Genomic DNA, 26,232 nt, shown 5'->3' on the forward strand with positions numbered 1-26,232 from the left:
GTATGAGGCGCTTCAGTCGCGATCAGCCTCCGCCTGGTTGAGAAAAATCAGCACCCCAAGCAGCGCCATATAGAACTTGAATGCCGCTTCCTGGCCGTTCCACTGATGGGATTGCCACATCAGGAACCACTCACCGCCAATCACCATGAAGCCGAAAAACCACACCAGCAGGCCCGCAGTAAAACCGACAATGGCCACCTGTTTGGCGGCATCGAACTGCCGGCCAGTGCCTAGCCTGGCCCGCCACATTGCCAGCGCCCCACGGGCCAGTAATACGGCAGTCAAGGCTTCGCCGGCGATGATCAGCCCATAGGCGCCATGCCACAGCCAGGGTGTGGTGATTGCCCGGTACATGGCCGTATTACCCGGAAAGGTGGTGTCCATGCTCAACACATGCTGGACGAAGGCAAAGTTGGAGCCGTAATCGGTAAGGTTATTGAACGCCACCAGCGCGGCGAAGGCCGCCAGCATCAGGGTCAGGACGATTTTTGCGTAGCGGGTGGTCATGTTTGCTTCCCAGGGCAATGAAAGGGCTACGCTAGCACGTCCTTTGAGTGCCTTCGAGACACACAGTTGTAGGGTTTTACCTAGCGATAAAAGCCTTTTTTCCGGCACACCACCTAGGTGATGACTTGAGCCAATCGAAGCGCCACCGCGGCAGCCTGTTCGGCGCTGGCGATGTTGGTAAAACCCAGTACCAGGCCGTGCCTGGGCCTGGCCTCGAGGTACCACTGCGACAGCGGCTCGACAGCGAGGCCAATGGCCCGGGCACGCTGGGCGAGTTCCACATCATCCCCTTCACTCAGGCCCGCAATCAGGTGCATGCCTCCGGCCTGGAGGTTGATCGACAGCCGTTCGCCGAACTGTTGCTGCAGCGCATCGACCAGCCACTGGCGGCGGCGCGCGTAGAGCGTACGCATTTTTTTCAAATGCCGTGCAAAGTGCCCCTCGTAGAGGAAGGCGCTGACCGTCGCCTGGAGAAGCTGCGGGCAGTGGTTGTGCAGGCGGTCAGCCTGGCGGGCGAAGGCGTCGCTTTGCGCCTGCGGCACCACCAGATAGGCCAGGCGCAGGCCCGGAAACAACACCTTGCTAAAGGTGCCGGTATAGAGCACCCGCCCCTGCTGATCGAGGCTCTTGAGCGCAGGCAAGGGCCGGCCCTGATAGCGGTATTCGCTGTCGTAATCATCCTCGATGATCCAACTGCCTTGGCGACTGGCCCAGTCCAGCAGTGCCAGCCGGCGCGGCAGGGACAGTGATACCCCCAGCGGGCTCTGGTGGGTCGGCGTGACCACGGCAAAGCGTGCATCCGCACAGCGGGCGATGCCTTGCGCGACATCAAGCCCCTGCTCATCCACGGCAACCGGCACCAACTGCACGCCGGCCTCCCGGAGTGTGTTGCGCGCCATGAAATAGCCCGGTTCTTCCAGCCAGCAGCGATCGCCGGGGCGCATCAGCGTGTGGCTGATCAGGTCCAGGCACGCGCGATAGCCCGCGCAGACGAACACCTGTTCCGGGCGGCAGGCAATCCCTCGGGCAATCCCCAGGTAGCTGGCAATGGCTGTGCGCAATGCTGCATGGCCACGCGGGTCCGGGTACACCAGACCTTCGAGGCCGGCCTGGCGCAGTTGACGACCGGCCAGCCGGGTCCAGAGCTTGCGGGGAAATGCATCCAGTGCGGGCAGCCCCATCTGCAGTGCCAACGGCAGCGCCCCGCAATGATTGGACGAGTACTGCGGCGCAGCAACCGGGGCCGGGAGTACGGGCGAGGCAACGGCAGCCAGTTGCGGCGTGACAATCGTCCCGGCGGCGCCCCGCGCAATCAGGTAACCCTCCCCTATCAACAACTGGTAAGCCGCTTCTACCGTGCCACGCGCCAGGTTCAACTGCGCCGCCAACGCGCGTACGGCAGGCACGCGATCCCCCGGGCGCAGGCGGCCATCGGCAATGGATTCGCGAAATCGCTGGTAAAGCTGGCGATACATCGGCGCGCTCTGGCTACGGTCCAGCGTAAAGGGAGGAATCATGGCCTAGTCATTTATGCACTTTTCGGCCCTGTAGCTTAAGTCATCGGGGCTTTAAGGTCAGCTACCTCTCTACAGCGGACGACCGACATGGCTTATACCCTTGGGCATCTGGAGGACCAGCAGGCCTTCGCGGCCAGTTTCAACCTGATGCGCGTACTGCGACCCCATGTCGCCAACCCGGCCCACTATGTCGCGCAATTGCTGCGCCAGGTCGGGCAAGGCTACCGCCTACTGGCTGCATGGGAAGCTGGGCAGGTGGTGGGCCTGGCCGGTTACCGCGAGTTGGAGAACCTGCTCTACGGGCGCTTCATTTACGTCGATGACCTGGTGGTACACCCCGACCTGCAGCGCGGTGGCCTCGGCGCACGGCTGCTGGACGCCGTGCGCGCAGAAGCCGTGCAGCGCGGTTGCGCGCATTTTGTGCTGGACACCGGGCTGCATATGCCGCTGGCCCAACGTTTCTATTTTCGCCAAGGGCTGCTGGCCCACGGCATGCACTTCACCCAACGCCTTCACACAGAGAGTCCGGCATGAAGAGTGTTCTGTTGATCAACGCCAGCCCCAATGGCCAGGTTTCCCATGCGAACCAGTTGGCACTGGAACTGGTGGACACCCTTCGCCAGCGCCACCCGAGGCTCGAACTGGTCGAACGTGACCTGGGCACACACCCACTGCCACCGCTCGGCATGGATTACGCCCGGGGCCTGGCGACGACCACGCCGTTCGACGCACCGGCTTTCGAGGTCTCCGAAACGCTGATCCGCGAGCTGGAAGGCTGCGATATCCTGCTGATTGCCACGCCAATGCACAATTTCACGCTGCCCGCTGCACTCAAGCTGTGGATCGACTACGTCCTGCGTATTCACCGCACATTCAGCTCAGGGCCCGAGGGCAAGACCGGTCTGCTGAGCAACCGCGCGGTGTATGTGCTGGTGGGTTCCGGTGGTTTTCATCAGGGCGCGTCGGCACGGCAACCGGACTTCCTGACACCTTACCTGCGCCAGGTACTGGGCACCCTCGGGCTGTTCGACCCGCACTTCACCTACCTCCAGGGCCTGGTATTCGGTGAGGAAGCGGTCCAAGCAGCGCTCCAGGAGAGCCGCGCCCGGCTGTCACTGGAGCCACTGTTCAACCCGCTGATGGGTGCCTGATCGTCAAAGCAGCCCCGGCACCACCAGGGTCAGCCAGGCAACACATGGCCCGACCAGGGCAATCACTGCGCTGTAGATCAGCAGGCTGCGCAAGACTTTTTCGCGCTCCTGCGGCGGTGTATTGGCAACCACCAGTGCGCCGTTGGTGGAGAACGGGCTGGTGTCGACGATGGTGGTGGAAATGGCGATGGCCGCGACCACGCCGACCGCACTGATATGGCCCTGGCTCAAGAAGGGCACGGCCAGGGGAATGATCACCCCCAGCAACGCCGTGGACGACGCAAAGGACGAGATGATCGCGGCGGTAAAACACAGCAGCAACGCCACCAGTAGCGGCTCACCCAGCCCGGAGATGCCATGGGCGACATAGTCGATGGTGCCGATGGTCTGCATCACGCCGATGTAGGTGATGATCCCGGTGATCAGCAGCACCGTCGACCAACTGACCTTGTCGATGGCCGCCTTCTGCGCCGTGGGTGCGAACATGGCCAACACCACCGCGACCGTCATCGCCACCAGGCCGATATTGAACTTGAACACCAGCGCCGAGATCGCCAGGGCCAACAAGCCGATCAGTGTCGACAGCTTGGCCCCGTCCAGGCCACTGACAGCCTGTAGCGGCGCACCGGCGCCGGTCAGGTCGGTGCGGTGATAGGCCGGGGAAGCCGGTGTACCGCCATGGCCAAGAATCGCCAGGGATGCACCCGCCGCATGCAAGGTGGGGCCGAACGAGACCGGTGCCAGCGACAGGCGCGCGCTGCGCAAACCACCGAACACGACGAAGACCACCATGGCAATCCCCAGGTTGAACAGCAAGCTGGTGATGAACAACGTGAACGGCGCATAGGGCAGCCCGGACGACGCCACGATCTGATTGGTGATGCCACCGAAAATGCTCACCGGCGAAAAGCTGCCGCCCTGGGCACCATGAATCACCATCAGCCCCATCAACACCGGGTTGATGCGGTACTGCACGGCGAAGTTCAGCGCAATCGGCGCCAGGATCGCGGCCACCGCCGGGCTCAGCGCGCCGAAACCGGTCAGCAATGCCGCCACCACGAACATCACCCAGGGGATCCAGGCGACGCGTCCACGCACCATCAACACCGCCCGCTCGATCAGCCAGTCGATGGTGCCGTTGTTCTGCGCGATGCCGAACAGATAGGTGACCCCGACCAGCGTCAGGAACAGGTCACTGGGAAACCCGGCAAAGATCGTCGCCGGGGTCATTTCCAATATCACCGAACCGACGACAAAGGCCGCCGCAAAGGCCAGCGCACCCATGTTGATGGGCAACACGCTGGCGATGCCGAAGATAACCACCAACACCAGAATCGACAGAAGCTCATTATTCATTGCAATCTGACTCCCCGCAGTCGGACGGCCCCGCAGGTACCGCCCTTGTTATTATTTTTTCGGGATGTGGCGCTACCGCACGCGTGTTCTAGCGACCGCTGAACACCGCCGGCCGGCGCTCGGCAAAGGCTGCCAGGCCTTCGCCAAAGTCGGCGCTTTCGCAGGCTTGTCGGCGCAGTTCGGCAATCTGTTCCATCGCCTGCACCGGCATCGGTTGCAGGTCTTCAAGGATGCGCAGCTGTTCCTTGACCGCCGCAACCGCCAGGGGCGCCTTGCTGGCAATACCTTGCGCCAGCTCCAGCGCAGTCGCTTCCAATACATCGCTGTCGACCAGGCGGTTGACCAGGCCAAAGCGTTCCGCACGCTGCGCATCAAGCTTCTTCGCCGTGAAGAACATTTCCTTCAACACATGAATCGGCAAATTGTTGAAAAAGCGCAGCAAGCCGCTGGTGGTGTACGGCAAGCCAATGTTCACGGGGGTCATGGCAAAGCTGGCGCTGGGGTCCGCGACGACCAGGTCGCAGCTCATCACCAGGTCCACCGCACCACCCCACACCGAGCCGGATACCAGGGCGATCACCACACCGGGATAAGCACGGATGCGACGTATGACCCGCTCCAGCGGCTTGCCGTAGGCAATCGGGTCGCGGTCGTGTTGCAGCTCACGAATGTCGTGGCCGGCGCTCCATACCGATTGGCCGACTTCGCTGCCCAGGATCACCACCGGGATGCGTTGCGCCGCCAGGGTCTGCAGGCTCTCATCGAGTGACTGCAACAGTTGTGCGCTGAGTGCATTGCGTTGTGCGGGGTTGCTGAAGACCAGTCGCGCGATGCGCTCATCGACTGGGTGGACGGTCACGGTGGCAGTAGCAGCGGGATTCATTGTGCGGTTCCTGTTGATTGGGTGCAGGGGCTGTCGGCGGAGTCCTGGAACACGACCTTTGCGTCGAGCAGTGCGTTGATCGAGGCGCTGTCGAAACCGGTTTCACGCAGGATTTCGACGGTGTGTTCACCCAGCAGTGGCGGTGGGCGGCTGGCACCGCTGGCAGTGCTGCCAAACACCGGGGTCACCACCTGGCGCAGGGCGCCGAGGGTCGGATGGGTAAGTGTTTCAGTCAGTTGGCTGTGCAGCACCTGTGGGTCGGCGAACACCTCATCGAGGGTATTGATCGGGCCTGCGGGTAATCCTGCGCCGACAAACAGAGCGGTCCATTCGCGTTTGCTGCGGGTTTTCAAACGGTCTTCGAGAATATCGCGTAATTCATCACGACGTTCGACCCGCGCTTCATTGGTGGCGAACCGTGGATCGTCCGGCAGCCCGGGCAAATCCAGCAGTATGCACAGGCGCCCCCACATGGCCGAGGTAATCGGCGCCAGATTGAGCGGGCCATCCAGGGTCTGGAACACGCCATAAGGCGCAATCACCGAATGGGCGTTGCCGGTGCGGCGCGGCACGTCCCCGAGGCTGAGGTAGCGTTGGCCATGCACACTCAACAAGCCGACCAGGCTGGCCAGCAGCGAGGTGCTGACATGCTGGCCACGCCCGCTGCGCTCGCGCTCCAGCAGCGCGCCCAGCACGGCTGTCACCAGCCACATGCCCGACGTCAGGTCGCCAATAGCGGTGCCAGTGCGCGTCGGGTCGCCATCGCCGAAACCGGTCAGGCTCATCAGCCCCGAGTAGCCCTGGGCGATCTGGTCGAAGCCCGGCCAACTGCTCATCGGCCCATCGGCGCCAAAGGCGTTGATGCTGCCCAGCACCAGTCGTGGATTGCGGGCGCTGAGCACCTCATAACCGAGGCCCATGCTGTGCAGCGTGCCGGGCTTGAAGTTCTCGATGACCACATCGGCGTCATCAATCAGTTGCTGGAGGGTGGCCAGCCCCTTGGGGTTGCGCAGGTCAATGCACATGCCGCGCTTGTTGCGGTTGCACGATAGATAGTAGGTGCTCACGCCCCGGTCAAAGGGCCCCCAGGTACGGCTCATGTCGCCATCGGGGCCGGACTCGATCTTGATCACATCGGCGCCCAGATCTGCCAGCACCATGGTGCAGAACGGCCCCGACAGCGCGCGACTCAGGTCGACGATTTTCACGCCTTGCAAAGCTTGCATAGGGTTCTCCAGTGAAGAACGCTTAGTGGGTTGTGGTCCGAGTCTAGGCGCCGTATCTCATAAACTAAAAATATGATATTCCTCTGATCTCATCGGAAAATTATATGGCTAAAGAGGTACCCATGGACCTGCGCCAATTGCGCTACTTCGTCAAAGTCATCGAGTGCGGCAACATTACCCGCGCCAGTGAAGCGCTGCATATTGCGCAGCCCGCAATCAGTCAGCAGATGCGCAATCTGGAACTGGATATGGGCATGCCGCTGCTCGAACGCAGCGTGCACGGCGTAGTCGCCACGGCGGCCGGGCAGACCCTTTACCGGCACGCCATCGAGCTGCTGCGCCAAGCCGATGGCACCCGGGAAATGCTGCGCCAGGACGCCGACTTCCCCCAGGGCAAAGTCTCGGTCGGCATGCCCTCGAGTACCGCACGCATGCTGGCCATTCCCTTGGCGCGCGCGATTGGCCAGCGATATCCCGGCATCAAGCTGGAGTTGATTGACGCCCCCAGCGCCGAACTGGGGCGCCTGATCACCGTGGGGCGGGTGGCACTGGCGGTGAACGTTGATGTGGTCGAAACCCGAGGCATGGCGTTCCAGCGGCTGTTAACTGAAACGCTGTATTTGGTGGCCTGGCCGGAATTTGAATTGGCCGAAGACCCGGTGTCGATTGAGGCATTGGCAAAAATGCCGCTGGTGCTGCCGTGTGCACCGAATACCATCCGCAATCGGGTCGAGTTTGCCCTGCAGGAGGCCGGCCTCAAATGCGAGGTTGAGTTTGAAGCCAACTCCACCGACCTGTTGTTCTCAGCCGTCAAGGCGCAGTTGGGTGTCACGATCCTGCCGTGGGCAGCGGCCCACGCCGAGTTGGTGCAACAGCGGCTCAAGCTGGCCAGGATCGATCATCGACTGTTCAAGCGCGATCTTTCACTGTGCTGGCATGACACGGTGGTCGAGAGCAATGCCGTGCAGAAGGTCAAGGCAACCATCATTGAGCTGTTCGAGGCGTTCGGGCGCCAGCCGGGGTGGGCGGACGGCCAGTGACAAAAGGCTGGGGCTCGACGCGGGCCAATAAACGTTACCATTGCCGCGCCTGGCCCACTGATCGGTTCAAATGAAGGAACAGAAGACATGATCGAAACCCGCCTGCTGCGCCAGTTCATTGCCGTGGCTGAAGAGCTGCACTTTCATAAGGCGGCGATCCGCCTGCACATGGCCCAACCGCCGCTGAGCCAGGCCATCAACCGCCTGGAGGGCAAGTTGGGGTTCAGTCTGTTCAACCGCAGCAAACGCGGGGTAAAACTGACCCCGGCCGGTGACGCGTTCCTGCACGCCGCCTATAGCACCCTCAAGGAACTGGAGCTGGGCATCGAACACGCTCGCCAAGTGTCCGAAGGGATCGCGGGCAAGCTGACAGTGACCGCCGTGTCGATCACCTACTACGAGTCGCTGCTCAATAGCCTGCGCCGGTTCCGCGAACACTTCCCCAAGGTGCAATTGATCATCAAGGAGATGCCATCCTCCAGCCAGGCCAAGGCGATTGTGGCGGGAGAAGCGGACATTGCCTTCATGCGCAAATTGCCGATTTCGGCGCAAAACGTCGAGTCGCGCCTATTGCTGGATGAAGAGATCGTGATGGCGCTGCCCGCCCATCACCCCAAGGCGGGTGCTGGCCAGATCGATTTGCGGCACTTTGCTGGCGAAGACTTCGTGTTCACCCCCCAAGCCCTGGGCACTGGCTATCACAGCCAACTTATCGCCCTGTGTGAAGCCGCCGGCTTTTACCCCAGGGTGGTACAGGAGGCCGCGCAGATCCATACCTTGATCGGCCTGGTGGCCTGTGGCTTCGGGGTCGCGTTGGTGCCTGAATCGATTGCCCACTCAATCATGCGCGACAAGGTCGTGTTTCGGCGGATCGGCCCCGTGAGCGCGACCCCCAACCCGACAATCGGCCTGTATATGAGTTGGAACACCGACAACCCATCACCGTTGCTGGACAGTTTTATCGCCATGCTCGATTTCAATCCTGCCTCGGTGCCATCGACCAGGGGTTAGTCGTCGTCAAAGGTATCAGGCAGAGACTTTTATAGTATTTCCCAGCGGGCTAGCAGCGCCCCATCATCACCTAAAGCCTCGCTCGCCCTCCTCCCGTCACTGAGTTCTTATGCCTGCCGTCATCTACATTTTTTCACTGTGTACCTTCACATTCGGCTTGTCCGAATTCGTCGTCGCCGGCCTGGTATCGGCAATCTCCATCGACCTGAGCGAGTCCATCTCGCAAGTGGGCTCGGCCATTGCAGCCTACGCCCTGGGTGCGGCCATCGGCGCCCCGGTCATCACCGCCATGCTGGCCACTTGGCGCGACAAAACCGTATTGCTCCTGACCCTCGCCGTGCTGGCCACCGGCAGCGTAGTCATCAGCCTGGCAGCAGATATCGTGACCCTACATGGCGTACGCTTCGTTATCGGCCTGGCGCACGGTGTATTCATGGCCGTGGCCTCCAACGCCGCAGTCAAGCTGGTTGACCCGCTACGGGCCGGGCGTGCGCTATCACTGGTGTGGATTGGCCTGACCCTGTCGATCGCCTTTGGCGTGCCGATCGGTACCTTTTTCGGCAGCTACTGGTCATGGCGCATGGTATTCCTGGCGATTGGCGGCCTGGGCTTGATCAGCGCCCTGGGCCTGATACTGCTGATGCGCCAACCACCCACCGACGCACTGCACAAAGACCACGGCCTGAAACAAAGCCTCGCCGCCCTGCTGCAGCGCGAACTGTTGATGGCTGCCAGCATCGCAATCCTGGTGAGCGTGGCGACTTTCTCATTTTTTACCTTTGTGTCGCCGTTCCTGCTGGAGATCACCCGCGTTCAACCACAAGTGCTGAGTTTTGCGATGCTGGTGTTCGGTGTCTGCTCCATCCTTGGCAACGTGCTGGGCGGTTACCTCGCGGATGCATTCGACGCCGACCGATGCCTGCTCGGCGGGTTGAGCGCATTGATGTTCAACCTCTTGGGTTTGTATGTGTGGGGCGACTCGATCATCGCCACCTTGATGCTGGTGGGGCTGTTGGGGGTGGTGTTCTTTGCCATTGTGACCCTGTCGACCCTGCGCTTGCTGCGCCTGGCACACCAGCATATTCCCCAATCCAGTGCAGTGGCTTCAGGGCTCAATATTGCCGCGTTCAACCTCGGCACTGCGCTGGGTGGCATCGGGGCAGGCTGGGTGATCAGCCAGTTCGGGCTGGCCTATATACCCATTGCGGGTGCCGGCGCGGCATTAGTAGCCATGGGCGTGCTTGGGCTGCAGATGAAGCCCAAAGCAGCCGTGGACGATTGAACAGTCCCTGCCACTCAACGGTCTTGTAGGCGCTGCATTGATTGCATTGATGATGACTATCAAACCGACCGGCCTGTTTAATTGCCAATGCTGGTTCCTATAATCGCCTCCACATTCTCCCCCGGCCTGGCTTCAGGCTGCATTCCCCCCGGATTTCAACACCATGCCAAGTGCCCACCAGGCCCCTCGCAGCCTTCCCGAACATAATCAACAGAGTGTCAAACAGCAGTGGCTGGCGATTCTCTCCGTGGCTGTAGGTGCCTTCGCCCTGGTAACCAGCGAGTTTCTGCCGGTGGGTGTGCTCAATGATGTTGCCAGTGACTTGGGTATCACTGCCGGTCACGCCGGGCTGATGGTGACCCTGCCCGGCATCATGGCCGCCCTCGCCGCGCCTTTGCTGTCGGTCAGCATTGGCACCATGGACCGTCGCTATTTATTGATCGGCCTGACGCTGATCATGATCATCGCCAACTCGGTGGTGGCTTTTGCCAGCGACTTTGGCCTGCTGCTGTTGGGCCGCGTACTGCTGGGCATCAGCATCGGCGGCTTCTGGGCGACCGCCATTGCCCTCAGCGGCCGGCTGGCGCCCAAGGGTGTGGGCGTGGCCCAGGCGACTTCGATCATCATGGTCGGCGTGACCCTCGCCACCGTGCTGGGCGTGCCCGTAGGCACCTGGCTTAGCGGCCTGATGGGCTGGCGCATGACCTTCCTGGTCACCGCGCTGATGGGCGTCCCGGTCCTCCTGGCGCAGATATTTCTGCTGCCACGACTCAACCCGGAGAAAGCCATCCACATCCGCGACCTGCCCGCCTTGTTTATCAACCCCCAAGCGCGGGTCGGATTGATCGCAGTATTGCTGATCGGCCTGGCGCACTTTGCCGCGTACACCTATGTGGCGCCGTTCTTCAAGCACAGTGCCGGCTTCGACGGCCCGACGATTGGCTCATTGCTGTTGCTCTTCGGCGTGGCTGGGGTCGCGGGTAATATTTTTGCCGGCTTTGCCGCCAACCGCAGCGTACGTCACACCCTGTTGCTGGTGGCGCTGATGATAGGCACCAGCACCGCCCTGTTCCCCCACTTTGCCACCGGCATGACCGGAGCAGCCATGTTGATTGGGCTCTGGGGTTTTGCCTTCGGCGCCTTCCCGGCCTGTGCCAGTATCTGGATGTTTGTCGTGGCGCCCAAGGATGTCGAACGCGGCATGCCGCTCTTCGTCGCCCTGTTCCAGGTGATTATTGCCCTGGGTTCATTCTTCGGTGGGCGGATCGTCGACCAGTTGGGCAGCTCGGTGCTCCTGAGCCTCGCCACGGTGCTGGTAGGCTTGGGTTTTGTGACGGTGCTGGTGCTGGGACGCAATGTCAGCAACAGCCTTGCGGCCCAGCCCTGCTGAGCAGTGAAACCTGGCTCTCCCCTCAGGCGGGGGAGCCTACTCGATTTTACGGGACAGCCTGACTTTGGCTTTGCCGATGGGAAACTCTTGCGCGCCCGCCCTTAATGCCAGGGAAACCCCGGTGTTTTGCGCGTCAACCTTCACCAGCAGGTCTATGTCTTTTTGTTTGCCCAGTTTCTGGAAAACATCGAAGATTTCTTTTTCATCGAATGCGTCAATCCAGACGCCATACCGGCTGTTGCCATTGCGCCAATAGAACCCGCAGAACGTTGGAATGGCCCGTTTTACATAGTGATTGTCGAGTAGGGCCTTTCCGAAAAGATTCTCCTGCTCGCCGTTGTAGGCGCTGAATCCGAAATCTAGCCATTCGCCTTGCTGCAGCACAACGACAGGCCTCCAGCTGTATTTCTCCCGGTAGGTGTCGTAGATGTTTGCCGGGGGATAGCCCTGCGTGGCTATTTTTTGCCGGATATCGGCACTGAAGGTCTTATAGGATGGATCATTGAGCATGCGGTCTGCATAGCCGTCTTTGAACATGTACTGGGCATTGCTGTAGGCGCTCTCCTTGGTAAGGTTTGTGGCCTGCGCCTGAAAGACTCCCACTTCCTTCTGGTTTCCCGCCCCGCTCATCCAGAGCACCACCCTGCCCTGTGGCGCCAACCCCACGATAAACGTGCTGTAGGTGTCTTTTTTATGGGTGTCTTGATCAATAAAGCCCTCATCCAGGAGGCTCTTTATCTTCAGTGGGTCCAAGTTCCATTGGCCGCTATAGAACGTTCTCTCCACCAGCGAGTACCACGTGAATTCCAGTTGATAGGGCACTGCCTTTTTTTCCAGCGCCGTGGTCATGGTTCCGCCCGGACTCCCCCAACCGGTGTTCTGTGTGCCCCAGATCGCATCAAAACCGTAGGTAAAGCCCTCAGCGACCAGGGCGCCACGGTAAACCTCCATGGGGTATTCCTGTGGTGCAGAGACAGTTCCCGTCCAGCTATAGGTTTCAGGCATGTCTTTACTCTTGCACGCCGCCATGGAAAAACAGAACAAGACCGCAGCGATCACGGTTATCGGGCTTTTTAGTGTCACGCACTGCCACTTCATGATTGCCTCACAGGAACATCACCAGCCACTGCACCTGCCTCTCCCGGAATCAGCACCATGCTCTGGGGCGAAGACAATGTAATCCCCATGTCCTGCAGGCGCGCAAGCAGGATGAACAGCAAGTCGCTGCGGGTGCCGGACACCGAGCGCGGGCTATTGACGTAGCCGCTGACCCCAATGATCAAGCCATCCCTGGCCAGGTCCTTGAACGTGACCGAAGGTGCGGGAGTGTCGAGAATCGCCTCGTGCTCGGTAAACGACTGCATCAGCAGTTCGCGAACCTTCAGTACATCGGTATCCAGCGGCAAGGTAAGGGTGATGCTCACCACACCGAGCGCGTTGCCCATGGTGACGTTGCGCACGTTTTGCGAGATGAACTGCGAGTTCGGCACAATCACCGTCGAGCGGTCGGACATCTGGATCTCGGTCGCCCTGACGTTGATCCGGCGAATATCGCCCTCCACGCCCCCCAGGCTGACCCAATCGCCGACCTTCACCGGCCGTTCGGTGAGCAGGATCAGCCCGGAGATGAAGTTCTGCACAATCGCCTGCAAACCGAAGCCGATGCCCACCGACAAGGCACTGACCACCCAGGTCAGGCTGGTCAGGTTGATCCGCAGGGTGGACATCACCAGCAGGCTCAACAACACAAAACCGAGGTAGCCCACCAGGGTCACCAGGGACGCGCGCATGCCGGCATCCATGTTGGTTTCAGGCAGCAACCGCTCACTCAGCCAGCGCTTCAAGGTGCGCACGGCGAACAAGCCGACGACAAACATCAGCAGCGCAATGAGGATGTCCTGGGGAACGATCTGCAGGTTACCCAGGGTCTTGCTGGATTCGCCCAGTTGGCTGAAGCCCTGGAGCAACTCACTGGGGCTGGAGCCCGCTGGAAGGAAGGCCGCCATCACGGCGGTGAGCAGCAGCAAGGTACGGCCGACGCCCGCCAGCACCGTGCACGCCTGGGCCTGGTGCCGTGGCGACAGCCCCAGGGCGTTGGCCAATGCCAGGCCGCTGGGCTGCCTGGGCGAAAGCAGGGTTTCGCAGACGTCACCAAAAAAGGCGATCAACAGGTAAGCCGTGGCTGCCACGACGCTGACCCACAACAGTTTGACGGTAAGGAAGTAGGCCAGGGACAGATACCCGGTGAACAACGCGAGGACAATCACCGCCACCCACATCGACGCGACAAAGGGCAACATACCGGCGAGCCCGCCTGGGCGCTGCAACTCAAGTTTTTTGCGCACGTGGCGCACGCGCAGCAACGCGGCGATGAAGATCAGCGCGGTGGTCAGGGCGGTCAGGCCATTGAGCGCCACGGTCAGCGCCAGGCTGGCCCCCGTAACATTGTTGATCCGCTCCTCGGTCGCCACCAGCATCAGCGCCACCGCCAGAATCGCCGGGAAAGGCCCCAGGGCACTGGCGATTTCATCGGCAATGGCCGGCAACCGCCAGGACGGGCGTGGCAGCATCAGCAAGGCGCGTCCAAGGCCGGCAATAAACGCACAGAAGGTGGCCAGGGTGACCAGGTGATCGGACAGCCGGCCCAGGTTTTCACTCAGGACCGCATTGCTTTCCAGGCCCCAGCGCATCAGCGAGACGGCCCCCATGATCGTCAGGATCGACGATAAGCCTACCGCCACCGCCAACGTGCTGCGCCGCAGGCGCCCCTCCGGCAGCCAACGGATCATCGCCCAGGTAAGCAGATGCTCGAGCAGTCGCCGGCCGAAACTCCAGATCAGTACCGCCACCAACAGCGTGCTGAAGAACGCCCAGCGGTGCTCCGGGCTGATGGCACTCTTGAGGGCAACGATGCCTTCGGCCTTGAGGTTGTCCAGGCGCTGCAGGTCTTCAGCGGTGGGGCGGATCAGGGTCGACCAGAATGTGGGACTGAAGGGCGAATCGGTACGGGAGGTGACCTGGGAATTGAACAGATTGCGCCGCAGGTTGACGATCTGCGCGGCGAGTTCGCGGCTCGTCTGGCTCAGTTGCTTGGCGTGCTGCTCATCCTCAAGCAGGCTGTTCTTTTTTCGGGTCAGGGCATCCCGCTGCTCGGTGAGGCTCTGCGCCTCTCCCGGCTGGGCCGCGCCCAATACCTTGAGTTGATCGTCAATGCGCTCCATCTCGGTGGCGCGCACCGTGAGCAATGCCCCGGCCAGTTGTTGCACCTGCAGTGCGCCCTGTCGAAATTCCGCCAGCTTTTCGTCACTGGTACTGATGGGGACACTCTGGCGAATCAGCTCAAGCTGCTGGCCAAGCTGCTTGAGGTTGGCGTCTTCGGGCAACAGCACCAGGCTGTCGACGACCTCTACTGGCGCCGGCGTGGCGGCCGCATCTGCCCATCCCGGCAGGCTGATAGCCATAACCATGGCCAGCAAGGCCTGGCAGATGACGCCCCTATAAATTCGCCGCATCAATTCACCCTTTTCTGTCTTTTTTCCATTGGCATTATGGACCGCCACGGCAGAAAGGAAATTCCGCCCTGGCGGTAAAAGAGTAGATGCGGCGTTTTCCTCTCAGTCAACCAGTGTGGCCCTGGGCGCCAATGCCCACGGCGCCTGCAAGCGCTGCGGGGTCTGGCAGGTTTTGCGCTTGAACACGAAGTTGCGGCACTTCTCGGCAAACTGCTGGCGGTTTTCCACCATATCCAACCGCATCTGTGCCAGCTCGTTTTCGCGGCAGCGCTCAATCTGCGCAAGGTTCATGTTCGATTTGCGAGCACGATGCAGGGCGTATCTTTCATCGGTCAACGCGTCGCTGGCCTGTTGCAGCAGCCATAAGCCAAATGCCCGTGGGCAGCGTGGGCCGATGTCCTGGACCATTCCCCAGTGCCGGGCCTGGAGGGCGCTGATCGGCAGGCATTCTTCGACAAGCTTGTGGGCGACTTCACTGCCGACCGCCCGAGGCAGGCTGTAGGTCCAGTATTCGGAGCCATACAAGCCCATGGTCTTGTAATGCGGATTAAGGACCACACCCGCCCGGGCGAAGACGATGTCGGCGGCCAGCGCCAGCATCACACCGCCGGCTCCGGCGCTGCCCGTCAGGCCACTGACCACCAGTTGCCGGGCCGTCAGCAGCTCGCGGCAAACATCATCGATGGCCTGGATATTGGCCCAGGCTTCCAACCCCGGCACTTCGGCCGCCTGAATCACGTTGAGGTGCACCCCATTGGAAAAGCTCCCGCGCCCTCCCCTGACCAGCAGCACCTGGGTGTCCCGAGCCTTGGCCCAGCGCAACGCTGCGACCAGCCGCTGGCACTGTTCAGTGCTCATGGCACCGTTGTAGAACTCGAAGGTCAGCTCGCCCACATGACCGGTTTCTCGGTAACAAATCGGCTGATAGGCCATCTCGTCGAAGCCTTGGTTGGCGAGCGAGCCGTCCAGCACCGGCACATCAGCCAGTTGCCCGGCTAATACATGGCGGGCCGGTAACTTGAAGGTTTCCTCGCCGGGCAAGGCCTTGCGCTTGAGCGAGCCGAGCCACAGGCTGTGATCGCCGGCCGCAACCAATACCGCGTCGTCCTGTACCGCAAGGATCTCGCCCGGCGTGCCGCGGCGCGCATCCAGGTGCGCGTCATACAGGTAATACTGCCCGCCGGCGAGGCTGGCCAACACCCCGGGCTGGCCGTCAGCGGCGTCGATACTGCGCTTGATAAACCGTGCGCAATCGTACCAACTGAAGGTGCGGTCAGCCTGCTTCATATTCGGCTGCAAACGCCCAGCGACGTCGGGCTGCGTGTAATCGAGGGGCGTGGGCACGAACCCCCTGGCGAATTTCTCCACCACATCGCGGATGCAAGAGATCGCCGCGTCACTCACCAGGCCGTTGTACAACTCGGATTTGCGCACGTCGGCGGGCATGTCGAACTCGCAGGTCGACCAGATCGGACCGGCGTCCATTTCTTCCACCGCCTGCAAGGCCGTGACGCCCCAGCGCCTGACTTGCTGGGTGATGGCCCAGTCCAGCGCGCTGGCGCCACGGTCGCCGACGATGCCCGGATGAATGATCACCACCGGGCGCTCAGGATTGCTCCAGAGTTGCTGCGGTACGCGGTCCTTGAGAAACGGACAAATCACCAGGTCCGCCGCCGAAGCCTCGATCTGCCGACATACCGAGGCTTCATCGGTGAACAGCACCACACTGGGCGTGTGCCCCAACTGGCGTAAGTCCAGCCAGGCCCGCTGGGTCAACCCGTTGAACGCCGATGACAACAACATGATCTTCAATGACTGCATGACTGACTCTTCCTTGAGAATGCATGGCCGCAGGCTCCTTGAGCCATCCTTGGCCTTATATGGAAGTGCCAGAGTAGAGGGAGTATCGGGGGAGGCAGATGATCGAGGTCAATCTTGTGTCAGCACATCGGCTTGATTTGAGTGGCGTGCATGTTAGCCAATGCACCCAGCTTGACCCGCTCAGCAGCTACCCGCCTGATCTTGCTGATGTACTGGTTGCTTGGGCTGCAGGCGTAGTCTCCTGACACCTTGTGACGGCTTTCTAAACGTGGGAAATACAAAAGCCGGGAGACAATCTCCCGGCTTTTTATTGATAAAAATCTGATCTCGCGCCAGCCCTGCGGGACTACGCCGGCAACGATCAGCTGGATATCGCTTGCGGCAGATGCTCACCCGGATACCCGGCGTCACTCAGCACCGTGAGCAGCGTGTGCGCATCCAGAGTGCTGTCAATCACGACCACACGTGTGGGCGGATCAGTTTTGATCTGGGCCTGCGGGTCTACGCCCAGCAGTACCCGGGTAACGGACCTGGCGCAGCCGCCACAGGTCATGTTTGGTATGAAAAAACGCAGCATGTGGAACTCCTGAAGTTGCTCTGAAGAGTGAATGTGAGCCTTGCCAGCGCTTACAAATGCATCTGCATCGCGGCGCGATGCTGGGATGAGGCGGCCGTATCCCCCCCAAACCGGGGGGGATTCTGATGAGCCCTGGGGCGCAGTTCCATCGCCACGGCGGCTGTGCGCTGCGCCAAACCGGCAATGATCGGGCAATCCGGACGATCGTTGCCATGGCATTGCTCGGCCAACTGCTCAAGGGTTTGCGCCATGGCCTGCAGGTCAGCAATCTTCGCCTTCAACCCGGCCACATGGGACAGGGCCATGGCCTTGACGTCGATACAGCCGCGATCAGGGTCGCCCCACAAAACCAGCAACTCGGAGATCTGCCTGACCGAAAAGCCAAGGTCACGCGCGCGGCGAATGAAACGCAGGTTTTGCACATCCTGTGTACCGTAGTTTCGATAGCCGGCATCAGACCGGCTGACCTTGGGCACCAAACCAATCTGTTCGTAGTAGCGAATCGACTTAGCCGAAACGCCGGAGAACTTGGCTGCTTGACCGATATTCATCATTCTCTCCTCCTGAGGGAACCTATCAACTACTCACTGCAAAATCGGGAACTCACCTGCACACGGCGTATGAGTACGCTTGGCCGTGTCCTCAAACAATCACGCTCGGATGAGGTTCACTGGCCATTACAGCCTCCTCAATCGTGTTCAAACCCAAGCCTGATATCAGTGCTCATTCGCTAGGCGTGGCTTGGCCAATGCCGCCCCACCCACTGGCGCCTCGGCGCTGCTCTCTACTGTCATCGGTGCTCGGAAGCGCTTGAGCCGCAGTGCGTTGCCAAGCACGAAGATACTGGAGAGCGCCATCGCCGCCGCGGCGAAGATCGGCGACAGCAGCGTGCCGTTCAGCGGGTACAGAACGCCCGCCGCAACCGGTATCAACAACGCGTTGTAGGCGAAGGCCCAGAACAGGTTCTGCTTGATGTTGCGGATCGTCGCCTGGCTGAGGGCGATGGCGTTCGGCACGCCGCGCAAGTCGCCCGACATCAGCACCACGTCAGCGGCTTCGATGGCCACATCGGTGCCGGTGCCGATGGCAAGCCCGACGTCTGCTTCGGCGAGTGCCGGTGCGTCGTTGATCCCGTCACCCACAAAGGCAACTCGCGCCCCCTTGCTGCGAAACTTTTTCAGCGCCGCGACCTTACCGTCGGGCAGCACCTCGGCCGCCACCTCATCGATGCCCAGTTGCCTGGCGATTGCCGCTGCCGTGGCTGCATTGTCACCGGTGATCATCGCCACCCTGAGCCCCAGCGCGTGCAGGGCCCTGATCGCTTCGGGCGTGGTCTCCTTGATCGGATCGGCAACCGCGATCACCGCCGCCAGGCGGCCATCAATCGCTGCATAGAGCGGGCTTTTGCCTTGCTCGCCGAGACGCTGGGCAGTCGACTGGAAGCCCGTCACATCAAGGCCCAGTTGCGTCATGAACCGGTCGGCCCCCACAGAGACCGTGCGCGCGGCGACCTTCGCCGTCACGCCAAAGCCCGGTACGGCGTCGAAGGCCTCAATCGGTGCAAGCGTGATGCCCTTGCTCTTTGCCGCGCTGACAATCGCTTCGGCAATCGGATGTTCGGAGCGTGTCTCCACCGCCGCGACAAGTGCCAATACTTCGTCGTAGTCAAAGCCCTCGGCGGGAACCAGGTCGGTCAACTCAGGCCGGCCCTTGGTCAGCGTGCCGGTCTTGTCGAGGGCGATAATCGACACATCGCGTAGCGCCTGCAATGCCTCGCCCTTGCGGAAAAGCACCCCGAGCTCGGCTGCGCGGCCCGTGCCGACCATGATCGAGGTCGGCGTGGCCAGCCCCATGGCACAGGGGCAGGCAATAATAAGCACCGCTACCGCGTTGACCAACGCGAACGTCAGCGCCGGCGTCGGGCCAAAAATCAGCCAGACCAGGAAGGTCACCGTGGCCGCCGCCATCACCGCCGGGACAAACCACATCGTGACCTTGTCCACCAGTGCCTGGATCGGCAGCTTGGAGCCCTGCGCCTCTTCCACCAGGCGAATAATCTGCGCGAGGACGGTGTTGGCCCCCACTTTGGTCACACGGAAACTGAACGCACCGGTCTTGTTGATCGTGCCGCCAACGACTTCGGCGCCTACGCTTTTGGACACAGGCACCGGTTCGCCGCTGATCATGCTCTCGTCAACGTACGAGGTGCCTTCAATCACCTCGCCGTCGACCGGGACCTTCTCCCCCGGACGGACGAAGACAATGTCGCCGGCCGTCACCTGATCAAGGGCAACTTCCAACATTTCGCCATTGCGCTCCACGCGCGCGGTCTTCGCCTGGAGACCGACCAGCCGCTTGATCGCCTGTGAGGTTCGCCCCTTGGCGCGCGCCTCCAACGTGCGGCCCAGCAGGATCAGGGTCACAATCACCGCTGCGGCTTCGAAATAGACGTTGGCGGTGCCCTGCGGCAGAACCTCGGGAATAAACGTCGCGACCAGCGAATAACCGTAAGCCGCCGCGGTGCCCACAGAGACTAGCGAGTTCATGTCTGGCGCCCCTCGCAGCAACGCCGGTACGCCTTTGCGGAAAAACCGCAGCCCTGGGCCGAACAACACGAGGGTGGCCAGCGCGAACTGTACATACCAGTTCGTCTGCTGCCCCATGACCCCCATCACCCAATGGTGCATGGCAGGGATAAGGTGCGAACCCATCTCAAGGATGAAGACCGGCAAAGTGAGGAGCGCTGCAATCAACATGGAGCGCTGCAACTCCCGAGCTTCGCTGTCGCGCCGCGCGGCATCCTGGTCGCCCTCGCTCGGCGACTCGGCGGACAAGCGGCGGGCCTTGTAGCCGGCCTGCTCCACTGCTGCTTCAAGGTCTGCCGCGGAGACTGCGCCGCCCAAGTGGCGCACCCGGGCACGCTCGGTGGCCAGGTTAACCGTGGCTTCGAGCACGCCGGGGATTTTAGCCAGGGCCTTTTCGACCCGGCCCACACATGACGCACAGGTCATGCCTTCTATCGCAAGATGAGTCGTCTCTTCACGCACGCTGTAGCCTGCGCTCTCGATGGCACGCACCGCCGCCTGGGGATCGGGCGCCCCGGTGAAGGTGATGCTGGCATGCTCGGTGGCAAGATTGACGGCGGCCGTGTGCACGCCAGGCACCGCTTTCAGCGCGCGCTCGACCCGACCGACGCAGGATGCGCACGTCATGCCCTCGACCGGCAGACTCAGGCGCACCTCCCGCGAACTGGATGGGTTGGACCCCTGCTGATGGGAAACCGTAGCCATTGCAATACCCCTTGAATGTTACTGATGAAGCAAGCCTGAAGCTTCCCATGATGGAAAGGTCAAGGCTTTTGCGTCATCTGTTTCGCCAGGTTGGCGTTTGGTGTGACAGCTGGACTGCGGATGACGTTACCGCACGCAGATCGTAAGAGCCTGCGCGCGGACCTTGAGCGATACCGGCAACCGCTCTAGACCGGCCTCTGATGAGTTCGACGGCCATCAAAACCACTGAGCCTGAGGCTCTGAGTGCATGATATCTTCACCCCTCGAACGCTGGTTTTTCCAGTTCAGTCTCACCTCACCAAGGGCAACCCATGCCGGCGATTATTCGCGTTGCTGTACCGGAAGATGCACAACGCCTGCCTGCCATCGAAATTTCCGCAGCTCAAGCCTTCCGCATGATTGATGGGTTGAGTTGGCTGGTTGAATCACCCCCGATGTCCGTTGAGCAACATCGCCAACGTATCGCGCTCTCGACCTGCTGGGTCGCCCTGGACGCCGAAAACCGGCCGCAAGGTTTTCTCAGCGCTGCGCGCCACGGCAATGACTTACACATCTATGAGTTATCCGTGATGCACGCGGTGCAGGGACAAGGTTGGGGGCGGCGTCTGGTTGAGGCCGCAAAGGACTATGCACGCGCCAACAGACTGAGTTTCGTAACGCTCACGACATTCACGAGCGTGCCATGGAACGCCCCCTTTTATGCCCGCCTGGGATTCCAGATCAAAGCCACCGCAGACCTGGATCAGAGGCTAGCGGCCATATTGAGCGAGGAGTACCAGCACGGATTCGCGCCGGGCAGTCGGTGTGCCATGGCATGGCCAGTGGCTTAAGGCGTTTACGCTGTAAACGTCCCGCTGACACTCCTTGTGAACAAGCGGGGACGTTTTTATCGTCACCGATGAGCTCTTAGCGTAGTGACGGTGATGGCTTCACCGTTTGCTGGGACGGGAGATACCTTGATATTTCGATTACATCCGTACGGACGGCGGACGGCTGACCAGCAAGGTTGCGGGCATAGCTGCACAATGTGATGGGGAGCTGTGACACCTGGTAAGGGTTGCCGCCGTTGGCCAATGCATAGCGGACGTCGTCGATGTCTTGGCACAAAGCCCGTTCTGAAGCATCCACGTAGAAGTAGTGATGGGTGAAGTCTGTGGTTTGGTCGTCCCAGTTGACGTTGTAGCTCAGGCTGATCTGCGGTGTCGGCGTTGGGGCGGTCAAAAATACGGAGTGTGTGAAAACATTGTGGAGCAAGGCTGGCGTCAGGGGCTCGCTGCGGTTTTGTATCCCAATGATGCACAACACATGGGCCCCCAGCGCCGGCCCGATCGCCTGGTTGATGTAACCATCCGTTGACGCTACGGCGTTGTGATAGTCGCTGGGAGATCGACACTCCCTGACCTCGCGCACGGCCTTGAATCGATAGTAGGGATCGTTGACCGAGAATCTGATGTTCCACGTGGGCCAAATACTGAGCCCGTTCACACCCTGCTGCAAATGCACGTAGGGGTTGAGTTTCCAAGGCTCTTCAAGGACGAGTTCGACGGATTTCAGTTGGCAGTCCCGCGTGTTATTCAAGAACTGGCCATCGACAAAACAATGATGAAGGTCGTTCGCTGGATAGCTATAGTTAAACTTGGCCGCTTCACACGCGGAGGTATTCAGACAGTTGCTGAGGATGTCCTTTTTGATGACAGCAGCGACCTTGCTGACAATGCCAGTAATTTCGTTGGTACCCCGATCGAGCATCGGGCTCCCGGAGCTTCCGTACTGAAGGTCTTGGCAACGGTTTTTCATGGCGCCAGGAAATACACCGGGATGCTCGACAAAGCTATTTGTTGCCGTTTCCTTGCACGCACTCATGCGTAAGCCTTTTTGGCGAAACCCGGTCGGGGATCCGACATTGATGACCTCCCGCTCTCCAGTGTGCTGATGAGCCGCGAGCTTGAGTGGCATGACCCCCTCTGCAATGAGGGCAGCCAATGGCGCATCAAGCTCCAGAACCGCCAGATCAGTGCCGACCATACTGCTCCAATGCGCTGTTTTAATGCGAAATTTCCGGTGTTGCGCGGGAGTATCGTGGAAATAGTTGAAGGTGATGCTCGCCTCTACGGTTTGGTTGATAGAAGCCGTGCCGTAGCTGAAGTAAACACAATGCCCACTCGTCAATACATAGGCGGGGCCAACGGTTTTATTCTGCCGGTCGCGAGTATCCAGCAGAACCGCATTGCAGCTTTGCCCGATTGCATTTTTCATAAGTCCAATGCCGGACCACAGCCCATAGCGCAGGTCGTGGTTCTGCAACGCCACAGACGGGTCCTGTTCGGTCAGTCCTTCAGCCAGATCCCTGCCGTGGGTTTGTCCGGCAATACAAGAAACCAAAAGAAATAGAAAGGGGATAAAACAACGGGTCAGCATGATTGAGCCTCGAAGTGTTGCAACAGTGATTTGCGCTGAATTTACTCGGCACTTCTCACTGATGTGACATATCGGGTTGCTACAGTGAACGACCGAGGAAGTACTCATGCACGTGCCAACAACGCCCGCGTGAAGTCGTCACCACCAGAGACCGGCCGTCAATGTTGCAAGGGTGTAGTCTTGGCCTACCGGACGGCTGCATCTGAAAGCGCCCTGCTTCCAGCCTTCTGAAGGTTGGGCTCAGGGCGAGATGTTCAGCAGATGATCCACAATCGCCGCTCTAGTTCAAACTCATCCGGCGCGAATTGCCATTTCTGAGAGTGCCATCGCGAGTTCCTGAACAGAGTCAGGGCCAGAACGGTGTGGTGACCAAATATTGATGTCGGTGCTCGTTCATAAAGCGGCATTTCACTTAAGCTCCCTGACGAAGCACCGCGCTGTATTTTTGATACGTCGCGCTGTTCTCCCAAGCGCCGCATTTGGGCTCGCAACCGTAAAATCTCGCTTTTGGCTTCGAGCGGTTCGTTGACCTGTTTCTCGACTTTGTCAGAAAGCACGGCGTTGACCCGTTTGTAGACACGGTGGGGCATTGGGCGCTCAGACCCTATCCCTCCACTACAACCAGGCAGGTACTAGGGGCGGCAACACACCACAAAAGACACTATTTAATAAATAATTATTATAATACAGTAATTTCTTGTGCAAAGATCGAGTTCCACCCATCAAAAAGGCTTAAAAAAATGCCCATTAACCGCCTTGCTTCCTTTAGCCAGCGTATGGCTGCTCTAACACTGACGCTCATAGCCTGCATGCTCATCCTCAATGCCGCACTGTGGGTATTTCCGATATTGGGGTCAGACGATGGATTAGGGCTTGGATTTTCCCTGAGCGGAGTGATGTTGACCCAACTCGCGGTAAAAATCGAAGTGCTCGCCTGGTGGCAAATACTCGGCGCGATCGTCATCTCCAGCGTGCCTTTGATCGCCTTGGCCAGCGGCCTGAATCACCTCCGCCGCCTGTTCCAGGGGTATGCCCGGAGCGAGTATTTCTCCAATAATGCTGCCGTTCACTTAGGGAAAGTTGGAAGGGGGGTCATTCTTTGGGTGGTTTCAAGTTTCATATGCACACCAATATTGAGTATTCTGGTCACCTTACATGCTCCACCCGGTCAACGCTTACTTACCATCAGCTTTACACCAGCGGACTTTATCGCTCTCTTTCTCGCCGGATGTATCGCGGTGATCGCGCGAATTTTGGCACAAGCGAGTGAAGTAAGTTCCGAAAATCAAACCTTTGTGTAAGGCCAGCATAATGACGATCATTATTGAGTTAGATGTAATGCTAGCAAAACGCAAAGTTAAGTCAAAAGACCTTGCCGCCGCAATTGGTATCACCGAACAAAATCTATCCCTATTAAAGCAAGGCAAGGTCAAAGGGGTACGTCTAGCTACACTTGAGGCGATCTGTGCCCATTTAAGTTGTCAGCCTGGAGATCTCCTAGTGTACCAACCGGAGCCACATGTTTCTGTTGTCGTCTAGCAAATGCCCACCACGGGAGATCAACTGCGAGTTAGAGTCTGGTACGCGCTCAAAACACGCCAACTTCCAGCATTCATTTTCTGAATAGTTGTAATTTGGAGTTTGCAGACTATTTTGGATACGACCGGCTCAAAACAGCTACTGTTTATTGTTGGAAACAGCAGCCCAGGCCGCGTCGAGTGCTGCTGCATGGGAAAGGCTCAAGGAAAACCCAAGTGGAATGAAGTCGGATCAGCCTACCGGCGCCCGCCCTGCTCCGTGGGTGCCGGTGAGTCCGACGTAAAATCCTATTCTGCGTACCTCCACCGTGAATGGCTTAGGCGGGACAAGCCTGCCTGCAATGCAAACGCAACGATCACGGTAGAGGGGGCGGAAAAGCGGCTCAGCTCACCGCCTGCAAACATCAACGCCAGTCCCAGTGCTGTAGCCCCAAACCATGCGGTCAAACCCACCGGATTGAAGGCTGCCACCCGCTCAAGCGCCTTCACATCACTGTGCTCGCAGAGGATCTTGGCTAACGCCACGCCGACCCAGGCCACCACGAAAATCCCCTGATACGCCAACGCTTTGAGGAGGTAGGCAAACACATCCGCCAGCATCAACCCGTAGACGATCACACCGACCACTATTGCCCACATCAGGTATGAGCCGCGCGCGCCAAAACGCCCGAAGAACGCCTGCATATTCAGCGTCGCCAAGTAGTAATTGGCGGTGTTGATCCGGGTTTGCGTAGCCCAGACGAACAGCAACCCCCACAGGCCCATCAACTGCAGAATCGCCATCACTACTGACACTTCGCTCAGCGCACCTTCATGGGGAATGCTACTCACCAGATAGATCCCCGCCGCGCCGTTGAGCAGAAACGTCACCGCGTAGAATGGCATGCCAAAGTTCCAGCGACCGTGGTATTCGGCGTCTTCAGGCTTGCCAAAACGTGCGTAGTCGAAGGTGAACAGCATCAGCACCCAGACGCCCATGTAAGCGACAAAGCAATCCCACCAGCCGAATGCACTCGGCGTTGCCGGGCCGAAATCCAGCCATTGAGGCTGGTAGCCATACCGGCTGATCGATAGCCCCACCGCCACCAGCAAACCTGCGAGGTACACCGGGAGCAACACGCCGTTGAGCTTGTCCAGCCAGTGCTGCACGCTACCCAGTATCAGCGGCACGCTGTAGAGCACCACTACCAGTGCGGCAAGCGGATAGGCCAATTGCGGATAGAGGTGGTTGAGCGCCACGGCGATCACCGAACCTTCAAACACTGCGTAATAGATCGCGGTCGAGAAGAAAATCAGCGTCGCCAGACACGCCCCAGTGCTGCCGAACAGTAGTCGTGAAAACAACGCCACCGACAGACCGCTGCGAATCGCAAAGCGGCTGAGCACGCTGTTGATCAGTCCATAGCTGATCACCGACAGGACCATGCCGATCAGCGCATTGCGCGTACCGAACGACAACGCCAATGACGCACCCACGACGATGTAAAACATCGCACTGCACACCGCCCACCAAGCCATAGTCAGGGATAGTCGCCCCATGCGTGCTTCGGTCGGGACGGGCTGATGGGCCGGATCTTGCCCGGTTTGATTCGATTGCGATAAAGCAGCCATATGCGTGAACTCCAAAACCAGTCAAAGGTTGAAGCGCGGGCAGCCGTCACCGCACCGAAGTACGGCGTTGGCATACCGTTTGGCATGGCCCGCGCTATGCGG

23 protein-coding genes are annotated in these 26,232 nt (G+C 60.1%); 9 read left to right on the plus strand and 14 right to left on the minus strand.

Annotation, left to right across the window (positions count from 1 at the left end; translation table 11 throughout):
* Window positions 1-12: 12 nt before the first annotated feature.
* Both HBO24_RS02755 and HBO24_RS02760 read right to left on the minus strand, forming a co-directional pair.
* Entirely contained in the window at window positions 13-507 is a 495-nt protein-coding gene (locus tag HBO24_RS02755; RefSeq protein ID WP_170059258.1) for a DUF2165 domain-containing protein, read from the minus strand.
* Between the two features lie 113 nt (window positions 508-620).
* Window positions 621-2,024, minus strand: a complete 1,404-nt coding sequence (locus tag HBO24_RS02760; protein WP_170059259.1) for a PLP-dependent aminotransferase family protein — start codon at window positions 2,022-2,024, stop codon at window positions 621-623.
* A gap of 87 nt (window positions 2,025-2,111) precedes the next feature.
* On the opposite strand from HBO24_RS02760, the gene HBO24_RS02765 reads away from it, so the two are divergent.
* Complete coding sequence (locus HBO24_RS02765; protein ID WP_170059260.1) at window positions 2,112-2,558, plus strand: GNAT family N-acetyltransferase; 447 nt, start codon at window positions 2,112-2,114, stop codon at window positions 2,556-2,558.
* A complete protein-coding gene (locus HBO24_RS02770) occupies window positions 2,555-3,175 on the plus strand; it encodes an NAD(P)H-dependent oxidoreductase (RefSeq protein ID WP_170059261.1) in 621 nt (206 codons plus the stop codon). The genes HBO24_RS02765 and HBO24_RS02770 overlap by 4 nt, the downstream gene beginning before the upstream one ends.
* Window positions 3,176-3,178: 3 nt before the next feature.
* Here the strand turns inward: HBO24_RS02770 and HBO24_RS02775 are convergent, their stop codons facing one another.
* The 3 genes from HBO24_RS02775 to HBO24_RS02785 form a co-directional block, all read right to left on the minus strand.
* Entirely contained in the window at window positions 3,179-4,531 is a 1,353-nt protein-coding gene (locus HBO24_RS02775; RefSeq protein ID WP_057440912.1) for an SLC13 family permease, read from the minus strand.
* 88 nt (window positions 4,532-4,619) lie between these two features.
* Complete coding sequence (gene scpB / locus HBO24_RS02780) at window positions 4,620-5,414, minus strand: methylmalonyl-CoA decarboxylase (RefSeq protein WP_170059262.1); 795 nt, start codon at window positions 5,412-5,414, stop codon at window positions 4,620-4,622.
* Window positions 5,411-6,640 (minus strand): CaiB/BaiF CoA-transferase family protein, encoded by a 1,230-nt coding sequence (locus HBO24_RS02785; RefSeq protein ID WP_170059263.1) that lies wholly within the window; start codon window positions 6,638-6,640, stop codon window positions 5,411-5,413. Before HBO24_RS02785 ends, scpB begins: the two co-directional genes overlap by 4 nt.
* 104 nt (window positions 6,641-6,744) lie before the next feature.
* Here HBO24_RS02785 and HBO24_RS02790 point away from each other — a divergent pair, with 104 nt between their 5' ends.
* The 4 genes from HBO24_RS02790 to HBO24_RS02805 all read left to right on the plus strand — a co-directional run bounded on the left by HBO24_RS02790 (window position 6,745) and on the right by HBO24_RS02805 (window position 11,363).
* The gene (locus HBO24_RS02790; RefSeq protein ID WP_233100756.1) at window positions 6,745-7,680 is read left to right on the plus strand and encodes a LysR substrate-binding domain-containing protein; all 936 of its coding nucleotides are present in this window, start codon (window positions 6,745-6,747) and stop codon (window positions 7,678-7,680) included.
* Between the two features lie 87 nt (window positions 7,681-7,767).
* Window positions 7,768-8,691, plus strand: a complete 924-nt coding sequence (locus HBO24_RS02795) for a LysR family transcriptional regulator (protein ID WP_115128405.1) — start codon at window positions 7,768-7,770, stop codon at window positions 8,689-8,691.
* Window positions 8,692-8,800: 109 nt separating this feature from the next.
* Window positions 8,801-9,973, plus strand: a complete 1,173-nt coding sequence (locus tag HBO24_RS02800) for an MFS transporter (protein ID WP_170059264.1) — start codon at window positions 8,801-8,803, stop codon at window positions 9,971-9,973.
* Between the two features lie 163 nt (window positions 9,974-10,136).
* Window positions 10,137-11,363, plus strand: a complete 1,227-nt coding sequence (locus tag HBO24_RS02805; protein ID WP_057444027.1) for an MFS transporter — start codon at window positions 10,137-10,139, stop codon at window positions 11,361-11,363.
* Window positions 11,364-11,399: 36 nt separating this feature from the next.
* Here HBO24_RS02805 and HBO24_RS02810 read toward each other — a convergent pair whose 3' ends face one another.
* The 6 genes from HBO24_RS02810 to HBO24_RS02835 all read right to left on the minus strand — a co-directional run bounded on the left by HBO24_RS02810 (window position 11,400) and on the right by HBO24_RS02835 (window position 20,563).
* Entirely contained in the window at window positions 11,400-12,368 is a 969-nt protein-coding gene (locus tag HBO24_RS02810) for a DUF2931 family protein (protein ID WP_222933237.1), read from the minus strand.
* A gap of 89 nt (window positions 12,369-12,457) precedes the next feature.
* Window positions 12,458-14,875 carry a DUF3772 domain-containing protein gene (locus HBO24_RS02815; protein ID WP_057959279.1) on the minus strand — a complete coding sequence of 806 codons (2,418 nt, stop codon included), beginning with the start codon at window positions 14,873-14,875 and terminating at the stop codon, window positions 12,458-12,460.
* A 102-nt stretch (window positions 14,876-14,977) separates the two neighbouring features.
* Entirely contained in the window at window positions 14,978-16,696 is a 1,719-nt protein-coding gene (locus tag HBO24_RS02820) for a hydrogenase maturation protein (RefSeq protein WP_170059266.1), read from the minus strand.
* A gap of 361 nt (window positions 16,697-17,057) precedes the next feature.
* Window positions 17,058-17,273 carry a heavy-metal-associated domain-containing protein gene (locus tag HBO24_RS02825; protein ID WP_057959277.1) on the minus strand — a complete coding sequence of 72 codons (216 nt, stop codon included), beginning with the start codon at window positions 17,271-17,273 and terminating at the stop codon, window positions 17,058-17,060.
* Between the two features lie 50 nt (window positions 17,274-17,323).
* On the minus strand, window positions 17,324-17,824 hold the full coding sequence (cueR, locus tag HBO24_RS02830; RefSeq protein WP_170059267.1) for a Cu(I)-responsive transcriptional regulator: 501 nt from the start codon (window positions 17,822-17,824) through the stop codon (window positions 17,324-17,326).
* Window positions 17,825-17,989: 165 nt separating this feature from the next.
* Window positions 17,990-20,563 (minus strand): heavy metal translocating P-type ATPase, encoded by a 2,574-nt coding sequence (locus tag HBO24_RS02835; protein WP_170059268.1) that lies wholly within the window; start codon window positions 20,561-20,563, stop codon window positions 17,990-17,992.
* Between the two features lie 311 nt (window positions 20,564-20,874).
* Between HBO24_RS02835 and HBO24_RS02840 the strand changes: the two genes are divergently transcribed.
* Window positions 20,875-21,393: a GNAT family N-acetyltransferase gene (locus HBO24_RS02840; protein ID WP_057440897.1), complete on the plus strand. Its 519-nt coding sequence runs from the start codon at window positions 20,875-20,877 to the stop codon at window positions 21,391-21,393.
* 76 nt (window positions 21,394-21,469) lie between these two features.
* Here the strand turns inward: HBO24_RS02840 and HBO24_RS02845 are convergent, their stop codons facing one another.
* Together HBO24_RS02845 and HBO24_RS02850 are read right to left on the minus strand one after the other, a co-directional pair.
* Window positions 21,470-22,981: a trypsin-like serine protease gene (locus HBO24_RS02845; RefSeq protein ID WP_170059269.1), complete on the minus strand. Its 1,512-nt coding sequence runs from the start codon at window positions 22,979-22,981 to the stop codon at window positions 21,470-21,472.
* Between the two features lie 254 nt (window positions 22,982-23,235).
* Window positions 23,236-23,571 carry a hypothetical protein gene (locus HBO24_RS02850; protein WP_157717287.1) on the minus strand — a complete coding sequence of 112 codons (336 nt, stop codon included), beginning with the start codon at window positions 23,569-23,571 and terminating at the stop codon, window positions 23,236-23,238.
* Window positions 23,572-23,721: 150 nt separating this feature from the next.
* On the opposite strand from HBO24_RS02850, the gene HBO24_RS02855 reads away from it, so the two are divergent.
* Window positions 23,722-24,282, plus strand: a complete 561-nt coding sequence (locus HBO24_RS02855; RefSeq protein ID WP_057440893.1) for a DUF2975 domain-containing protein — start codon at window positions 23,722-23,724, stop codon at window positions 24,280-24,282.
* 10 nt (window positions 24,283-24,292) lie between these two features.
* Window positions 24,293-24,520 (plus strand): helix-turn-helix transcriptional regulator, encoded by a 228-nt coding sequence (locus tag HBO24_RS02860; protein WP_081044215.1) that lies wholly within the window; start codon window positions 24,293-24,295, stop codon window positions 24,518-24,520.
* A 287-nt stretch (window positions 24,521-24,807) separates the two neighbouring features.
* Here HBO24_RS02860 and HBO24_RS02865 read toward each other — a convergent pair whose 3' ends face one another.
* A complete protein-coding gene (locus HBO24_RS02865) occupies window positions 24,808-26,130 on the minus strand; it encodes a hypothetical protein (protein ID WP_057959272.1) in 1,323 nt (440 codons plus the stop codon).
* Window positions 26,131-26,232 lie beyond the last annotated feature (102 nt).

The sequence above is a fragment of the Pseudomonas sp. WS 5410 genome (assembly GCF_012985645.1).
GTDB classification, from domain to species: Bacteria; Pseudomonadota; Gammaproteobacteria; order Pseudomonadales; family Pseudomonadaceae; genus Aquipseudomonas; species Aquipseudomonas shahriarae.

Coding starts and splice junctions, on each gene's coding strand:
- HBO24_RS02825 (WP_057959277.1), bottom strand. CDS start 17,273: ATGCTGCGTTTTTTCATACCAAACATGACCTGTGGCGGCTGCGCCAGG.
- HBO24_RS02850 (WP_157717287.1), bottom strand. CDS start 23,571: ATGCCCCACCGTGTCTACAAACGGGTCAACGCCGTGCTTTCTGACAAA.
- HBO24_RS02855 (WP_057440893.1), top strand. CDS start 23,722: ATGCCCATTAACCGCCTTGCTTCCTTTAGCCAGCGTATGGCTGCTCTA.
- HBO24_RS02785 (WP_170059263.1), bottom strand. CDS start 6,640: ATGCAAGCTTTGCAAGGCGTGAAAATCGTCGACCTGAGTCGCGCGCTG.
- cueR (WP_170059267.1), bottom strand. CDS start 17,824: ATGAATATCGGTCAAGCAGCCAAGTTCTCCGGCGTTTCGGCTAAGTCG.
- HBO24_RS02860 (WP_081044215.1), top strand. CDS start 24,293: ATGACGATCATTATTGAGTTAGATGTAATGCTAGCAAAACGCAAAGTT.
- HBO24_RS02770 (WP_170059261.1), top strand. CDS start 2,555: ATGAAGAGTGTTCTGTTGATCAACGCCAGCCCCAATGGCCAGGTTTCC.
- HBO24_RS02775 (WP_057440912.1), bottom strand. CDS start 4,531: ATGAATAATGAGCTTCTGTCGATTCTGGTGTTGGTGGTTATCTTCGGC.
- HBO24_RS02760 (WP_170059259.1), bottom strand. CDS start 2,024: ATGATTCCTCCCTTTACGCTGGACCGTAGCCAGAGCGCGCCGATGTAT.
- HBO24_RS02800 (WP_170059264.1), top strand. CDS start 8,801: ATGCCTGCCGTCATCTACATTTTTTCACTGTGTACCTTCACATTCGGC.
- HBO24_RS02795 (WP_115128405.1), top strand. CDS start 7,768: ATGATCGAAACCCGCCTGCTGCGCCAGTTCATTGCCGTGGCTGAAGAG.
- HBO24_RS02835 (WP_170059268.1), bottom strand. CDS start 20,563: ATGGCTACGGTTTCCCATCAGCAGGGGTCCAACCCATCCAGTTCGCGG.
- HBO24_RS02865 (WP_057959272.1), bottom strand. CDS start 26,130: ATGGCTGCTTTATCGCAATCGAATCAAACCGGGCAAGATCCGGCCCAT.
- HBO24_RS02820 (WP_170059266.1), bottom strand. CDS start 16,696: ATGCAGTCATTGAAGATCATGTTGTTGTCATCGGCGTTCAACGGGTTG.
- scpB (WP_170059262.1), bottom strand. CDS start 5,414: ATGAATCCCGCTGCTACTGCCACCGTGACCGTCCACCCAGTCGATGAG.
- HBO24_RS02765 (WP_170059260.1), top strand. CDS start 2,112: ATGGCTTATACCCTTGGGCATCTGGAGGACCAGCAGGCCTTCGCGGCC.
- HBO24_RS02755 (WP_170059258.1), bottom strand. CDS start 507: ATGACCACCCGCTACGCAAAAATCGTCCTGACCCTGATGCTGGCGGCC.
- HBO24_RS02815 (WP_057959279.1), bottom strand. CDS start 14,875: ATGCGGCGAATTTATAGGGGCGTCATCTGCCAGGCCTTGCTGGCCATG.
- HBO24_RS02810 (WP_222933237.1), bottom strand. CDS start 12,368: ATGCCTGAAACCTATAGCTGGACGGGAACTGTCTCTGCACCACAGGAA.
- HBO24_RS02790 (WP_233100756.1), top strand. CDS start 6,745: ATGGCTAAAGAGGTACCCATGGACCTGCGCCAATTGCGCTACTTCGTC.
- HBO24_RS02845 (WP_170059269.1), bottom strand. CDS start 22,981: ATGCTGACCCGTTGTTTTATCCCCTTTCTATTTCTTTTGGTTTCTTGT.
- HBO24_RS02840 (WP_057440897.1), top strand. CDS start 20,875: ATGCCGGCGATTATTCGCGTTGCTGTACCGGAAGATGCACAACGCCTG.
- HBO24_RS02805 (WP_057444027.1), top strand. CDS start 10,137: ATGCCAAGTGCCCACCAGGCCCCTCGCAGCCTTCCCGAACATAATCAA.